The organism is Flavonifractor sp. An100 (assembly GCF_002161175.1).
Classification (GTDB): Bacteria; Bacillota; Clostridia; order Oscillospirales; family Oscillospiraceae; genus Lawsonibacter.
The window spans coordinates 1-13,961 of sequence record NZ_NFMA01000030.1; the positions used below are offsets into that span (position 1 = coordinate 1).

12 protein-coding genes and 1 tRNA gene are annotated in these 13,961 nt (G+C 48.9%); 3 read left to right on the forward strand and 10 right to left on the reverse strand.

The genetic code is table 11. The annotated features are described in order from the left end of the window. The 3 genes from B5E43_RS15365 to B5E43_RS13460 all read left to right on the forward strand — a co-directional run. The coding region (locus tag B5E43_RS15365; RefSeq protein ID WP_206407008.1) for a hypothetical protein at window positions 1-357 on the forward strand (357 nt) is incomplete at its 5' end. Next, window positions 336-411, forward strand: a tRNA-Pro gene (locus tag B5E43_RS13455). The genes B5E43_RS15365 and B5E43_RS13455, both read left to right, overlap by 22 nt. A gap of 287 nt (window positions 412-698) precedes the next feature. After that, window positions 699-2,666 (forward strand): AAA family ATPase, encoded by a 1,968-nt coding sequence (locus tag B5E43_RS13460; protein WP_087397535.1) that lies wholly within the window; start codon window positions 699-701, stop codon window positions 2,664-2,666. Window positions 2,667-2,749: 83 nt separating this feature from the next. Here the strand turns inward: B5E43_RS13460 and B5E43_RS13465 are convergent, their stop codons facing one another. The 10 genes from B5E43_RS13465 to B5E43_RS13510 form a co-directional block, all read right to left on the reverse strand. Next, the gene (locus B5E43_RS13465; RefSeq protein ID WP_087397537.1) at window positions 2,750-3,979 is read right to left on the reverse strand and encodes a site-specific integrase; all 1,230 of its coding nucleotides are present in this window, start codon (window positions 3,977-3,979) and stop codon (window positions 2,750-2,752) included. Between the two features lie 56 nt (window positions 3,980-4,035). Continuing rightward, complete coding sequence (locus B5E43_RS13470; protein WP_021747520.1) at window positions 4,036-4,254, reverse strand: helix-turn-helix domain-containing protein; 219 nt, start codon at window positions 4,252-4,254, stop codon at window positions 4,036-4,038. A 69-nt stretch (window positions 4,255-4,323) separates the two neighbouring features. After that, complete coding sequence (gene mobP3, locus B5E43_RS13475; RefSeq protein WP_164475098.1) at window positions 4,324-6,273, reverse strand: MobP3 family relaxase; 1,950 nt, start codon at window positions 6,271-6,273, stop codon at window positions 4,324-4,326. Continuing rightward, window positions 6,261-6,680, reverse strand: coding sequence for a hypothetical protein (locus B5E43_RS13480; RefSeq protein WP_087397539.1), 420 nt, complete (start codon window positions 6,678-6,680; stop codon window positions 6,261-6,263). Before B5E43_RS13480 ends, mobP3 begins: the two co-directional genes overlap by 13 nt. A gap of 347 nt (window positions 6,681-7,027) precedes the next feature. Continuing rightward, window positions 7,028-7,453 carry a helix-turn-helix domain-containing protein gene (locus B5E43_RS13485; RefSeq protein ID WP_087397541.1) on the reverse strand — a complete coding sequence of 142 codons (426 nt, stop codon included), beginning with the start codon at window positions 7,451-7,453 and terminating at the stop codon, window positions 7,028-7,030. Continuing rightward, the gene (locus B5E43_RS13490; protein ID WP_087397543.1) at window positions 7,450-7,629 is read right to left on the reverse strand and encodes a DNA-binding protein; all 180 of its coding nucleotides are present in this window, start codon (window positions 7,627-7,629) and stop codon (window positions 7,450-7,452) included. Before B5E43_RS13490 ends, B5E43_RS13485 begins: the two co-directional genes overlap by 4 nt. 200 nt (window positions 7,630-7,829) lie before the next feature. Continuing rightward, window positions 7,830-8,537, reverse strand: a complete 708-nt coding sequence (locus tag B5E43_RS13495) for a hypothetical protein (protein ID WP_087397546.1) — start codon at window positions 8,535-8,537, stop codon at window positions 7,830-7,832. A gap of 351 nt (window positions 8,538-8,888) precedes the next feature. Then, the gene (locus tag B5E43_RS13500) at window positions 8,889-11,102 is read right to left on the reverse strand and encodes a DEAD/DEAH box helicase family protein (RefSeq protein WP_087397548.1); all 2,214 of its coding nucleotides are present in this window, start codon (window positions 11,100-11,102) and stop codon (window positions 8,889-8,891) included. Beyond that, window positions 11,096-12,916, reverse strand: coding sequence for a site-specific DNA-methyltransferase (locus B5E43_RS13505; RefSeq protein ID WP_087397550.1), 1,821 nt, complete (start codon window positions 12,914-12,916; stop codon window positions 11,096-11,098). Before B5E43_RS13505 ends, B5E43_RS13500 begins: the two co-directional genes overlap by 7 nt. Beyond that, the gene (locus B5E43_RS13510; RefSeq protein ID WP_087397552.1) at window positions 12,909-13,784 is read right to left on the reverse strand and encodes a hypothetical protein; all 876 of its coding nucleotides are present in this window, start codon (window positions 13,782-13,784) and stop codon (window positions 12,909-12,911) included. The genes B5E43_RS13505 and B5E43_RS13510 overlap by 8 nt, the downstream gene beginning before the upstream one ends. Window positions 13,785-13,961: the final 177 nt, after the last annotated feature.

A 13,961-nucleotide genomic window follows, 5' to 3' on the forward strand; every position in this document is an offset into this window, starting at 1 on the left:
AGCGGGAACCATTTCGGCAAAGTCGTTGGTCAAAAAACGGCCTTGACCACATGTTTGACCACAGTTATAATCATTTTATATCCGGGTGTAGCGCAGTTGGTAGCGCACGTGATTTGGGTGCGTGAGGCCGGAGTTCGAGCCGCACTTCCCCCAAATCCCGGAAACCTCTGGGACGCTAAGGCCAACGGAGTTTTGCCCCTCGCCGGTAACTGGTCAAAAACCGGCGTTGACCCCATATTTGACCACAATCAGAAAAACTTTATAACCGGGTGTAGCGCAGTTGGTAGCGCGCTTGCTTTGGGAGAAACCGCCCGGGCAGGTTCACAACTTCATATCGGGGTGTTGCGCAGTTGGTAGCGCGCCTGCTTTGGGAGCAGGAGGCCCGGGGTTCGAGTCCCCGCACTCCGACCACCTTTGGCAGAAAAACCGCCTTTTTAGGCGGTTTTTCTGCGTTTTTTGTTCTGTTTTTGCAGTTCGGACGATTGCTGTTCAGCGGTGGTTTCAGGGGCAGAAAGGCGGCAGGAGCATAAGCGAGGATAGCCGCCGAAACCGCCAAATCCCTAACCCATCCCTAACGGGACTTTTTCTAATTTTCTTCTTGTCCATTGTAAATAACAGGGATTATGATGTAAAATTAAAACATTCCTACGATGGCCACATGAAAATACTCCCAGCACACCTGGAAAGGAGAGACTTTGTTGAAGTTATTATATGTCTGGATCGAAGAATTCCGAAATATCAAACAACAAGGATTTATCGTAGATAATGAATACAAAGTTTCAGTAGAAATTCCCGATGGAGATTCATTCGGCTTTTATGACAGCCGAGGGAGTCGGGTATTGGGTGCCTCGTCAGGGCTTTGGCGGAAAATATTTTATCGCAAATTTAGCTATGAAAAAAACGATAGCTATTCTGACCATCTTGGTAACTCACCTATTCAAAGTATCACAGCTCTTGCAGGTGAAAATGCCTCTGGTAAGTCCAGCATTATTGAATGTATCTATCAACGAGCGGATCAGTTTAATTATCAGAATAAGGAAGGACGCTACTTTCTTTTGGTTTTCTTGGATACTGACCATCATTCGATCGTCGTTCGAGCACGGGATATTTGGCTGCAAGGCTTTGAGGACAAGAAAAAAGATAAGCGAAGCAATCATGGATATGAAGAATATGTATTTCCGCTGTCTGAAGCAGATCCAATTCTATCATTACAGGCAGAAAACGCCACCAAACTCATAAGCATTTATCAAGATCACCGTGAAGAAACATTGTACGAGTATAGAACGATGGGGATGTTAGCTGTCCCAATTAATGTTGAGCGCAAAAATTTTCGAAATTCATTCGTTGGGATATTTGATTTTTTGTGTGAGTTTCCTCAGTTTGGGGCTGAGGGCAATCAAATTGTTTTTTACCTCAGAGATAAAAAATCCAGAGAAACAGCGGTATATTTTAAAAAAGCCGGTTTGACTCCAGATGAGTATAAGAATTATTTCCTGCGAAAGTTATCACAATTACTATTTGGAACACTCAGAAGTTACCTGTATCATGAAGAGCCGCAATTTACAATGGCAGGTACACGAATAAAACGGCCTGAGGAAGAAATCCTACATCAGGAAGATATCGCTTGTGCTGAGGTTCTTTCTTTCTGTACATTTGATTACCCGAGCAGTGATAGTACATCACTTGTAAAAATCATATGGGGTTCCACACCAGAAGCAGCGATCTCTGCAGCAATTGCTTTTTTTAGAAAAAGCACCTATGTGTATAGTGGAAAAGGTTTATATGACCAATATCTAAACTGTGTTGAACAGTTGTTCTCCAGTCTGTATGAGCTCGATGCACAGTATTTTACCGCATTGTACAAGGTCAGCTTGCCAATTCGGTCCGAATTCCGGAATGTTATCGAATCTTTTGGAAATTGCGTCATGTACGGAGATGAGGGTGCCCATTGGGCAGACAGCATAATTTCAGATTTTGAATGGTTCTCTGCTGGGCAGCAGCAAATGTCACTTATGTTTTCCGGGCTATATCAGCGGCTTAAGCATGAATATGGTACCGAGAAAAATGAGGACTTGATTTTGATGCTGGATGAACCCGAAACACATATGCACCCCGAGGCAGGACGGCATTTTATCGAGGCTCTTGATTGTGCTTTGATGCATTTTCAATCTGCGGGGCTATTTAGACATTGTCAGATTATATTGGCTACTCATTCTCCTTTTCTAATTCAATCGCTTAGCGATTACACAGCAAATATTGCTTTAACGGAAAGTTACCAAGGCCGGATTACAATCTGCGATTTTCAGAATTTGCAGCACTTACACCTTCCTGGGTGGCCCAACTATTCTTTTAACCTGGTTATGTATTATGTTTTTCATGTTCCAACAACTGAACTACATGATGAGCTTTATGGTTATTTGCAGGTAGCGAGGAATTGCCCATACGAAGATGATTTGGACAAGTGGTTCTTGAACAATACGCCAATAGAACTGACAAAGTCCTGGATTCCTGTAATTCGCGGAAAAGAAAGAGATCCTATGGCTGTGACGCTTCAGCGATATATCAGAAATTTTATCCATCACCCAGAGAACACCAAGAACCAGAAGTACACGCCTGCCGAGCTTAAGCGCTCAATAGAAGAGATGCTTTCATGCCTGGCATATTGAAGTAGAGTGTTTGAAAGCACAGCGCAAGACGGAAAGCACAAATGCCCAAGGGACATGGTTTTGTCCCTTGGGCATCGTTTCTTTTAACCCACTCTCTCGAACGGTATCACCTTGCACCGGCTCTCCTCCGGCGGGTCGGGCGGCTCCGGTTCCGGCTTGGCCGTAGCCGTTTCCATGAAGCCGCCGATCTTCTCCGCTGCACCTCTCTGCATATCGCTGGTGATGTGCGTATAGGTGTCGAGCGTAAACCCTGCGCTATAGTGGCCCAGCATACTGGACAGGGTCTTTACATCCACGCCGCTGGAGAGGGCCATCGTTGCGAAAGTGTGACGCAGATCATGGAAGCGAACACGCTCCTCAATGCCAGCCTTCGCCAGCAGCTTCCGGTTGATCCTGGACACTGCGTCTGGGCTCCAATAGCCGCCGGTGCGGGGCGACGGGAACAGGATGGGATTGTCCGGGTGCTGTTCATGCTCCCGCACCAGAATGTCCACCGCCTGCTGGGACAGTGCCACCTTGCGGACGGAGTTCTTCGTCTTCGGCTCCGTTATCACCAGTTCCCCGTCGATCCGGGTGACCTGCTTGCTCACTGAGAGGATACGATCTTTCACATTCAGGTCATCCCACCGGAGTGCCAGCAGTTCCCCTCGCCGCAGGCCGCTGGATAATTCCAGGAAGAACATGGGCAGGACGCCGTACTTCTCCGCCTCGCTGAGATATACCCCCAGCTTCTCCGACGGGATGATGGCCATCTCCTTTTTCTCCTTGGGTGGGATACGGCAGTTGTCGCAGGGGTTGTAGGGAATGATCCGCTCCTTGACCGCCTGCTTCAGCGCCGAGGAGAGAACCATGTGGATGCGCCGCACCGTGCTGCCGGACAATTTTGTGTTGGTCTGCTTCTCGAAACGCTGCACCCGCCCATTGGTCTTGGAATCGTTGTACATCTTCTGGATCTGGATGGCAGTGAGCCGTTTGAGTTTTACTCCCCCGATGGCCGGTACAATGTGGTTCTCGATCATGTTCTCATAGGTCTTTGCGGTGTTGGGGCGGATCACGGGCTTGCTGTAGGTTTCAAACCACAGCCTGCACCACTCCGCTACCGTGTAGTCCTCGTTGTGGTTCACCGGGATGCCCCGGTTGTCTCGGATGGCTTTCGCCAGCTTTTCCTTGCACTCGGCCTGCGTCCTGGCGGACACGCTTTTCTGAATGGCGCGGCCGGTGATGGGGTCGATGCCCTGGGTATATCTGCCTTCCCAGCGGCCGTTGGGCTTTTTCCGGATGCTGCCCTCGCCGTTTGCTCGTTTCTTTGCCATTGTTCATCCCTCCTTTTGCAACACAAACAAATACCACAGAATTTTTGAAATAGCCACTAAAATATTTCCGTCTTTTTGGCCGCCTGCTCGTCGATCCACGCCATGAACTTGTCGCGGGGTACGATGATCCGGCTGCCCAGGGTGATAGTGGGAAAATCCTGCCGGTGGGCCACCTCGTAGGCGTGGGCCAGCCCGATGCCCAGCACATCGGCCACATCCTGCACGGTCAGCATCAGGGGGAGTTCGTTGAACGAGCTGTACTTGGATCGTTTCATCGGATTCCTTTCTACCCTTCTTGCGGAAGGGATTTTATTCTTTGTTTTGCGGCGCATTTCCTGCGCCGCTTACATGGTCATCTCAGGCCACTGCTCCTCCTCATGGTCGTCCGGCTTGTGACCCATAGCGATCTTCTTCTCCTGGATCTTCCGCCTGAGTTTTCGATCCACCTGCTGGCCTGTCGGGACGGCGGACGGCACGGAGTTGTCCTCAAAGATCCGGCTCATGTGGTAGAGCAGCCGAGTGACCGCCAGCATCACAGAGGGCTGGTGGAGATTGTTTCTCTGCTCCAGGAAAAACTGAGCATGCTGATTTCCCTGGACCGCGGAACGGCTGAACCACATCATTGCCTGTGCCTGATCCCGTGGGAGCCCCTGTCCCATTAGGTACAGCTTGCCCAGCATGTACTGGGCGTACTGGTTTCCCGCCTCCGCCGATTTGGTGAACCAGTCTGCCGCTCTTGTGGTGTCCTTGTTGACGGTGTTTCCCTCCAGATACTCCTTGCCCAGCCGGTAAGCGGCGAAGTGGCTGCCGTTTTCCGCCGTCTGTTTCAGCCAGCGGATGCCCTCGTCCGGGTCCTGTACCTCCCAATCGTCAGAGAGAAGCAGCTTGCCAAGGGCGTACTGTGCTTCCGGCAGACCTTGTTTCGCCGCCTGGGTGAGCCAGTGCTTTGCCTTATGGTTGTCCGGGATTAGCAGAGGTCCGTCCCGGTAGAGCTGCCCCATCCGGTATTGCGCATGGGCGTCGCCGCGCTCCGCCACCTGCTCCAGTTTCTCCGCCGCCCGGTCACGGTACTCCAGAGAAATGTCCTCGTTCCGAATGATTCGCCACAGCTCTCGGCAGGCATGGGATTCATCCCGTGCCTGCTCTGACTCGTCGTGCTCAGCCAAGTCATCATCCTCAAAGGAAATCTCACCCAAACGGATGCGCTCTGCCTCCTGGATAACAGCGTTTTTGATCTGCCGGAACTCTTTCTCCCGGGACAGCTTTTTCCGTTCTCTGGGTTTGTCGTAGTAGTAACTCTCCACCTCACCCTGGAGCCCACACCACTGATCGTAGCACGCACGGACCACCGGCAGTTCCTCCAGCTTGTCCACTACCTCGTTCACAGTTTTCTTCACGGACTCGGGAAGGTAGCCATAGGATTTTTTGCCCTTGACCGTTTCCAGTTGTTTGGCCAGTTGCTCTATCTTCTGCTCGATCTCAGGAACTGTGCAGAGGCTTCGCGTCATCTCCTGGGTGAGCTGCCGGATTGCGCGACGGGCCTCCCGCACCAGCTCATCCCGCGACTGTGACTTCTGTTCGTAGGTGTGGAGCATCTCCTGTTTGAAGATCTGATTGGTGAGCGCAGATTTGATGTTGCGGATACCATCCCGCGTAAGATATGCCTCACCTGGCACCGTCGACCATGCCATCATGTGGACATGTGGATGCTTGCCTTCATCGTGGAAGGCAGCATACCAGCGGAAGTGGTTGGGTTGGATATTCATGGCGGCGGCAATTTCATTGCGATTTGCTCGGAGCAGGTTTCGCCATGCTTTGGCATTGTCGTAGCCAAGACGCGCGGCATCCTCACGCTTCAGTGAGAGGATATGCGTCCACACATTCCCGTTGTACTGATCCAGCTCTCGCATGGCCTGTTCCAAATTCACAGTCTCCTCATCACCAAAGAGCCCGTGATCACCAAGTCGCTCCGCGCGAGGCCGAGTTGCAATGTACTTCATGTAGCCATCTGATTGCTGAACTTGAGACCAGTTCTCCTCCAGTGCTCGGGTGATAAAGACAGAGGCATTGGCCTTGGTGGGCTTATCTTTGTAATCGGAATACTCACCCAGCTCCTTGGCCTCCGGGAAATCTTTTGTCAGTTTGGTGATAAGTTGCTCCTGCTTTCGAGTGGGCGGACGGTCATCGGAAAGGATCTCCACCCGTTCCCGTGTGCCGATGTACCGCAGATAGCCGCTGACCGAACTGCTGCCTCCGCACTTGAGATAAGGGCTTTTCACAATCAATCCTGCCACTCATCGTCCTCCTCCCAAGCATCACGCACCCGTTGCTCCAACGAGATGCGGCCATTGGTTTTCCGCACATTTTGGACGCTCTCTGCACGCCGCCGGCGCAGATCCTCGCCACTGAACTGATACGCGTCGGCGAGGATACCGGCCACCATGTCCTGCTCCACCGCCTGCCGGAAGGCGATGGAGGATAGCCGCTCCTCCAGTTGCCCCATCCTTCCGTCCAGGTAGGACTTGATGGAGGTGGGGAGAAACAGTCCGGCATTGTTTGCACTGAGGTAGTCCAGATAAAAGTCCACCGCCCGCTCAATGAAGGCGGTGATGCTCCGGCTCCCGTCCTCCTGATATCGGCGCTCCAGGATAGCCTTTTTCTCCGGCGAGAGGTAAAGGGGGAATTTCTCTTTTTTGCTCATAATGTTCTCCTTTCCGGGGGTTGACCCCTGTTTTTTCCTTGTGGCAGTAGGCTTTCGGGGATTGTGACCGCAGAGATGATGTCACAGCCCGGATTTTGACCCCATTTCCAATCCCCGCAAAAGCCCCCGCAACTGCCCGCACTGCGGGCAGAGGTGCTTCTGGCGGGGGCGCTTGCGACCCCGTCGTTTATCCTGCTTTTTCTTTCGTCCCTCGGTTCCGTGTAAAAAGGGCCGGAAGCCTTGTGCCACAACGCCTCCCACAACCGGCCCACACCGGCCTGAACCCGCTGGGAGGGGCAGGGGCCCTGCCCCTCCCGTCATCGGGCCACACAGCGGCCCACAGGCGGTCACGCGGGGCTTTCCCGCTCCCGCAGGAGTTTTGCCACCCGCTGGCGCTCCGCGGCCATCTCCAGTTCCGTCAACTGCCGCTCGTAGAACAATTCGATTGCCGCCTGGATCGGACGGATGGTGTAGAGCAGGTTTCCGTTGAGGGGCCTGCCGTCTTTGCTCCGCACCATCGTCGGCTCGGTACGGATGAGACCTTTCTCCTCCAGGCTGCGCACATATTTGCTCACAGTGTTCTCGCTCATACCCAGCGCCTTGCCGATGGTCTTGTAACTGGGGTAGCACTGGTAGGTTTCTCTGTCCTCAATGCTCAGCAGATAGCAGTAGATGGAGATCTCCGGGTAACTGAGGCCGATGTGAAATACTTCGTTGGGAACCTTGAAATAGTTTTTGTCGGGATCTCGTTTAGGCCACTGGTGGAACTTCATATAGCACCTCCTGTATACTCCTCCACCCACTGCATGAATTTGTCCTTCGGCACCACCATGCGGCTGCCTACACGCAGTACCAGGAAATCCGGTTCATGCATGAATTCACACCCACTGGACGGTGATGTGCCTGGCACCTTTGCCTCGATGTGGTTTTTGTAGACAGATTCTTTCATATTGACCAGCTCCTTTTCAAAACTCCCTCTACTTCTTTAGCCGAGAACATTCGCGTATGACATAGTTTTGACATAATCTTTGGATGGTGTCCGGGTTGCCTCTCTACTCGTATTGGGAAAAATATATCCTATTGACATACATTTGACAGAAAAACGGAGCGCCTGCTTTGTCGCAGACGCTCCGTTTGAGGTTGGATTATTTACTTTTGTACTGGTTTCAGCAGCCGGCATGTTCCCTCCGCCTCGTCCCGTTCTTTCAGCAGAGAGGCCAAGGCAGAGAAGAATTTCTTTTGCTGATAGTCCACGCTGCCGCGGTTCAGCTGATGGGCATCCGCGTACCTGCGGATGGACAGACCGTCCACGAACCGCTCCCGGAAATAATCCTGGTATGTAGCCAGCACCGTTTTCAGCGCATTGTCCAGGAACTGCAGGTCCTCTTTCAGCTTGGCAAAGTCACTTTTGGTGATGGCAACGAATCTCTTTTCCTTCACGCAGAGGCGATATTTGTTCCGGTCGAAGTTGTAGTATTCGCAGAGATCTTTTGCGTATGCGTAGTAGGTAAGAGACCGCTGGTACTCGCGGGAGTCGTATGCTTCATCCGGCTGTGGTCGTTGCCGTTTACGAACCGGTCCCCGGAAGCCTTCTTCCTCCAGCCGCTCTATAACTTCCCCTGAGATCTTCATATTGAGCAGCCGCTTATACTTGGCTTTCCGCTCGCCGTTCACTTCGACAAATGCGCAGAAGGATTTTTTGCTGGAGGTGTAGTACTTGGGGACATCCGCGAAGGGATAGGTGGTCCAAATGACACTTTCCTCGCCGGTGTCGGCGTCGGTGGCCAGAGAGATCACATAGACCACCTTGCCGTCATACCGACGGTAGTACCCGGCACGAATTTTTCTTTCTGCCATTTGGTCACCTCGCATTTCTGTATATGCTTTCGGTTACTGTTTGCAGAGTCGTAGTTACAATTTTGCAACAACTGGTTTATCGCTTTTCAACCAATAAGTTTGTGCTTAGAGCTGAATTACACAAGTAAGATAAAATCCTCCTCAAAACGCTTCTCTCCAATTTCACTTTGGCGTAACTACCGAGGTTTACTCGGTGACTCATTCTCTCATCGACGCACTATTTTTGGTATTCCGATTAATCCAGTTATATTTTGTACTTATTTATTATGGTTGAAGTAGCAACTAAAGAGTTTGTGACTATAAAGTCTCCGTTCCTTCCCACCTTATTGCAGTTCAGCATAATTTTATAATTCAAAATTCCTGTAACAATGGCACCCAATGTTCATCAGCCATATCAACAGCAAATTCTGTATTGTTGATATACAACTGGTTGTCTTTATCCCGAACAAATCCCCAGTGTAGGTTATGCTTCGTGGCATACGCCTTGAACGCATTAAACTTGTTCTCGATTTGTCGGTCAATATTTTTATCTTGGCCCTTGGTTTCGCCACCCTTAGTTTCAATGACCCAGACCGTTCCATCTTTCTTCATCACGATGTAGTCAGCGTAGAAAAGCCACTGCTTCTGAATTCCATCTACATAGACGATGGAGAAATACTGCTGTCCGGTATCGCCGTTTTTGTACACCCACTCAATATCATTATCTGGTCTTTCACAATACTGTTCAAACAACATTTCACAGGTACTGCGGACAAGACTGGTAGCAAAGCCGGAAGTATACTCATGGTAGGCATTGGAGAGGTACTCTACTTCGTTCTTCACATTGGGGTCATAACGGAAGAAATCTTGTTCCGGAATATGGAAGGTACTTTTCTTCGGATGCAATTGCATACTCATTTGAACTGCCATCTGTGCTGTAACTTCCCGGAATTCTTCTCGCAATTTATGTTGGTTATTGATAATAAAAGCATAGAATTCAGCTGTTTCCAGTGCAATTAACTTCTGGTTGGGATTACCCCCCTTCCGAAATAGACGCTCCAGAATAGTTTTAACCTTGTTCTGTGCCATACCGATAGAACTCTTGATCGCGTCAATACTGTGCATGAGCTGCATGCCATGCTTATGAGTATCGATGCGCCTATGGGTCGTGATGTAACTATGACTCTCCGTCAGAGCAGAGGTACGTACAAACTCGCCTTGCAAAGCCTGCCCATGGATTTCCGCACCAAAGATGTATCCGGCATCTGACAGCAACCCCTGATTCTGTTTCTTATCGCTACCCAGATGGTACTTGGCAACCAGAGCCTCATGAATTTTAAACAGCACTTCGCGCTCGCCCAGACCGTCGAAGTCCATATCCCGGATTTCCTTCTCCAGCATAAATGTTTTGCACTTGTCCTTCAAGAACAAACGGCGAGTTTCATAAGCCTTATCCATGCTGGATAACAGACCGGCCTTATACTTCTCGTCAAAGGTGTACACATAGCAGAAATCCAGCAAATCATCTTCGTAGTGTCTGGCTTCTGGCATACGGCGAATTCGGCCAATGGTCTGAATCTCAAATTCCTCGCTCATGCCCTCACGCAGTTTTACCAGGATTTTAGCGCGGGGACAATCCCAGCCAGTACTGATAGCCTGCTTCATCAACAAGAACACCGGCGTGGCATCATTCTCGGTCAGGTTATCTGGCAGATCTCGTTTGTCCTCACTCATCCAGATGCTGACCATGCCGTTATCATAGGTATAGCCCATGCTTTCCAGTTTCGCTTCTACCGCACGGATGGTTTCTGGCTGGCCATTTGGAAACTGAATTAATACCAAGGGGCGGATTGCCTTTCCAAGTTCCTTGTATCGGGCAGCAATCGCTTTACGTTTAGCATCGGCAAGATCCAGGAGGCACTCATAATCATTGCTGATCTCCATACCGTCCACTAATCCCTCATTTACATAAAGGGCTTTGGTGATTAGGCCGGCATTGATAACATCTACTTCGTCAATTTCCAAATACTCATACCGCTTATTCTCCACTGCGGTAGCGCTAACGCGGATAATGTTTTTTGCGGAGAATGCATCAATAATGGATTTTGCCTTTGCGGTATTATTGGAATGTTCCTCGTCGATAATCACGATGAATTCTGTTCCCGCGCGATGTGCTTCCGCAATGCGGTCAAAAAGGTTCTTCCGCTCGCTGTCCCGAATGGCAGTGTTGCCCTTCTTCGTCACCAGTTCCCAGTTGATGAAGGTGGTACTCTCAGCGGCAAAGCCATTCTGGAGGGCATCGAACAGATTCTGGGTATAGCGGTGGGGAGCGAACTTGCGCATCTTCTGGCGACTCTGTTCTTCCAGATCACCCTTGCCGGGACACAGCCAGATGAAGGCGGTGCTACTGCTTATCTTTGTTAAATATTCTTCGATGAAGTCGATCAGAATGATAGTCTTGCCGGAGCCGGTGGGAGATTTTACGATGATGGTCTGCTTGGAACGACTGTCCGTTACGATATCCAGCAACTTGATGACTGCATTTTCCTGAAAATCAAACAAATTGATGTTGATGCCGCTTACCATGTTTCGCCCACCTCCTTCAGTTCAAAGTTAAAGTAATAGTCGGGAATGGTGTGGATCTCCACACCGGCAAAGAGTGCGTTCTGCTCCGTGGTGAACAGCACTTCCTTGGATGCATAGATGGCCTTTACACCCTTGTACTCATCCCAATGTGTCTGTAACTCATCGGCTTCCTCATCACTTATAATCATCAAATACTGGCTACCGTCAATCTTAACACCATGCTCCAACTGGATCATTTCCCGGATGTGTTCCAACAGGGCATCAGAGAGATATTCGTCATCCTTGGAAATAAAATCGGTATGGTAGTACTTAATATTTGCAGGCAAACCCATCGCATATTTACTTCCATCCTCTCGCTTACCTGTAATAACAGTTTTGATACGAGGATAGGTAACTTTTTCACAAATGCCACCTTCATTATTCGTACAGAGAATGAAATGGCGACTGCTGTGTTGTTCTGCATTAAGCTCAATAACCGCATGCCCTGTTGTGCCTGATCCAGCAAAGAAGTCCAAAACAATTGAGTCCTTTTTGCTGATAGCACGGAGAATTTCTGTAATCAGTTCCAGAGGCTTGGGGTAGGAAAACCGCTTATCGCCAAAAATGTCCTTTGCGCCAGATGTTCCTTTTGTTGTATAGAAGTCCTTTTCTGTCCAAATGGTAGGAATTTCACTACCCACGGTTTTATTCTTTCCAAAAACGAGAGTAGGCGCATTGGATTCCTTTCCGACAACCTCAAGTTCGCCACTTTCTATTTTTTGAATAACGCCTTCAGGAAGATACTGCACACTAAATTCGTTAGGATTTGCCTTGGACTTGTTTTTACCAACTTTTATATAGCCCTTGTCCCAATCCTGCTTCAGTCTCGAAGGAATAAGTCTCCATACACATTCCGCACCCTTGCTGCTAATCGGCCACAGGGCAACGGTTCCCTCAGGTGCTTCATCATAGTCGAATGGAAAATCTTCCAATTCTCCTGCATAGCTTCCTTCGTTTATACGCTCAGTCAATGTTTTTCCGATACCGACAATATTCATTGTTTTCTTGTCGATAAAAATGGGGTATGCCTGGTTAGGTCGTGTTACCTTTGTAAAAGTGCTAAGTGTTAATCCTTCGAAGGGACTCCGTTCGATGCCACCAGTAAAATTCATTGTGCTGGGTTCAAAATCACGGGGAGCGATAAATACGAGGTATTCCTGGACATAGTTAAAACCTCCATTTGGCTTTCCGCCAGATGTTTGAACTGTGACACAGGTTACTTGCTTGGCGTCAAACATTTCTTGGCACAGCACCACAAGATTATGCACTTCCTGATAGCCAATGCTGATAGCGATAACGCCATCACTTGTTAGCAGACTTCTTGCAATTTTCAATCTTTCACACATAAAAGAAATCCACTTGCTATGCTTGAAACCGTCAAGGTCATCAACATATGCATCATCGTACACAAAGTCTTTGTTGCCAGTATTGTACGGCGGGTCAATGTAGATTACATCGATTCTACCCTTATGGGTTTTCTCCAACAGCCGCAGAGAGTGGAGATTATCGCCCTCCAGGATGAAGTTGTAGCCCTGACCGGGTGCCGCAGTGATTTCACGCTCAGGTATCTCCGTGAACACAGGAATATGATCCCGCATCATCACATCGACTGCTTCTTCATGCTGCTCCCATACAAGGCCATACTTTTTGGAGGTCAATTCACTTTCGATTTCACCCAAGGCGATGAGCATATCGTCATCGTCTCGGTGCTCATCTTTTATCTTCTGCAAGAACGCCAGCATTCGCTCCCGCTTTAATTGGGATAGGTTAGGCATTACTTGTTTCCTCCTCATATGCTTTGTACATCACTCGCTCTTTAAAGCCAACCGCTTGATTGATGTATATTTCTTCTACGCACTTAATGCCAGATAAACTCCTGTTCGTTATGTATAAACACATATCGAAATTACCTATTGAAGTAGGATCTTCAAATTCCCAAAATTTCTTGTAAAGGTTATTATCAAAGAAAATGTCTATCGTAATCTCCAATGAATTTTCTGGTAAAAGAAGCCAACTAATATACTTGGCGTTTCCTGTTCCTATGCAGCATACCTTACTTACAGTTTCATCTTGATACTTAAAGCCAGAAAACTCTATGCGGTCCACACTGATCTGGCAAATTGCGCTGTCAGATATGTTTTTGATTGTTAACTTTACCCGCTTATAATATTTATCAACCTGGTTTCCGAGTCGTGGCAGATATGTTCTTAGGTGGGTTTCTCGTTTTTCAGGTGTAACAGTATCCGCAACTTCCACCGTTGAGGATTTATCTTGGGAGTATAATCTTGTTGTGATGCAACTTCTCTCTATGGTAATAGACTCAACACTCACTAATGGTAACAATCTCTGTACACTTATTCTTTGCAGGAAATTATTCTCTCTGCTCAAGCGCTCGTTTTCCCAACTGGCTTTTTCGCTTTGATAAACAGTAACAACGCCTAAAACAATTGTGCCGATGAATGCCTCAAACCCGGCAATATAGGCTAAAACATCACCGGCAGACCATTCCGCCGACAGCCAGTCGATACCAGAATTCCATTTAAAGAGGGCATGTACAAGAACAGGCGGCAAAAAGAACATTGCAACGCAGACTATCAGTGTAGTAGCCTTATGATTTTTTATCCAGTCTACTATTTTATTCAATACTTTTCCTCCAAGCATTTGTCGCTATATTTTTCGTACAGCATTCCAGTTTCCTTCTGGTTCAAGCTATTCCGCACTTGCAATCCCTATCCAGATATAATCACGCCAGACACGGAAAGCATTTGGAAGACCATCGAGGACCTTTTTAACCTCAATGCAGTCGTTCTCCCGATACTA

What these genes read in the sequence shown, in the direction of transcription:
- B5E43_RS13465 (WP_087397537.1), bottom strand. Translation starts at nt 3,979, where the DNA reads ATGGCAAAGAAACGAGCAAACGGCGAGGGCAGCATCCGGAAAAAGCCC.
- B5E43_RS13470 (WP_021747520.1), bottom strand. Translation starts at nt 4,254, where the DNA reads ATGAAACGATCCAAGTACAGCTCGTTCAACGAACTCCCCCTGATGCTG.
- B5E43_RS13480 (WP_087397539.1), bottom strand. Translation starts at nt 6,680, where the DNA reads ATGAGCAAAAAAGAGAAATTCCCCCTTTACCTCTCGCCGGAGAAAAAG.
- B5E43_RS13485 (WP_087397541.1), bottom strand. Translation starts at nt 7,453, where the DNA reads ATGAAGTTCCACCAGTGGCCTAAACGAGATCCCGACAAAAACTATTTC.
- B5E43_RS13490 (WP_087397543.1), bottom strand. Translation starts at nt 7,629, where the DNA reads ATGAAAGAATCTGTCTACAAAAACCACATCGAGGCAAAGGTGCCAGGC.
- B5E43_RS13495 (WP_087397546.1), bottom strand. Translation starts at nt 8,537, where the DNA reads ATGGCAGAAAGAAAAATTCGTGCCGGGTACTACCGTCGGTATGACGGC.
- B5E43_RS13500 (WP_087397548.1), bottom strand. Translation starts at nt 11,102, where the DNA reads ATGGTAAGCGGCATCAACATCAATTTGTTTGATTTTCAGGAAAATGCA.
- B5E43_RS13505 (WP_087397550.1), bottom strand. Translation starts at nt 12,916, where the DNA reads ATGCCTAACCTATCCCAATTAAAGCGGGAGCGAATGCTGGCGTTCTTG.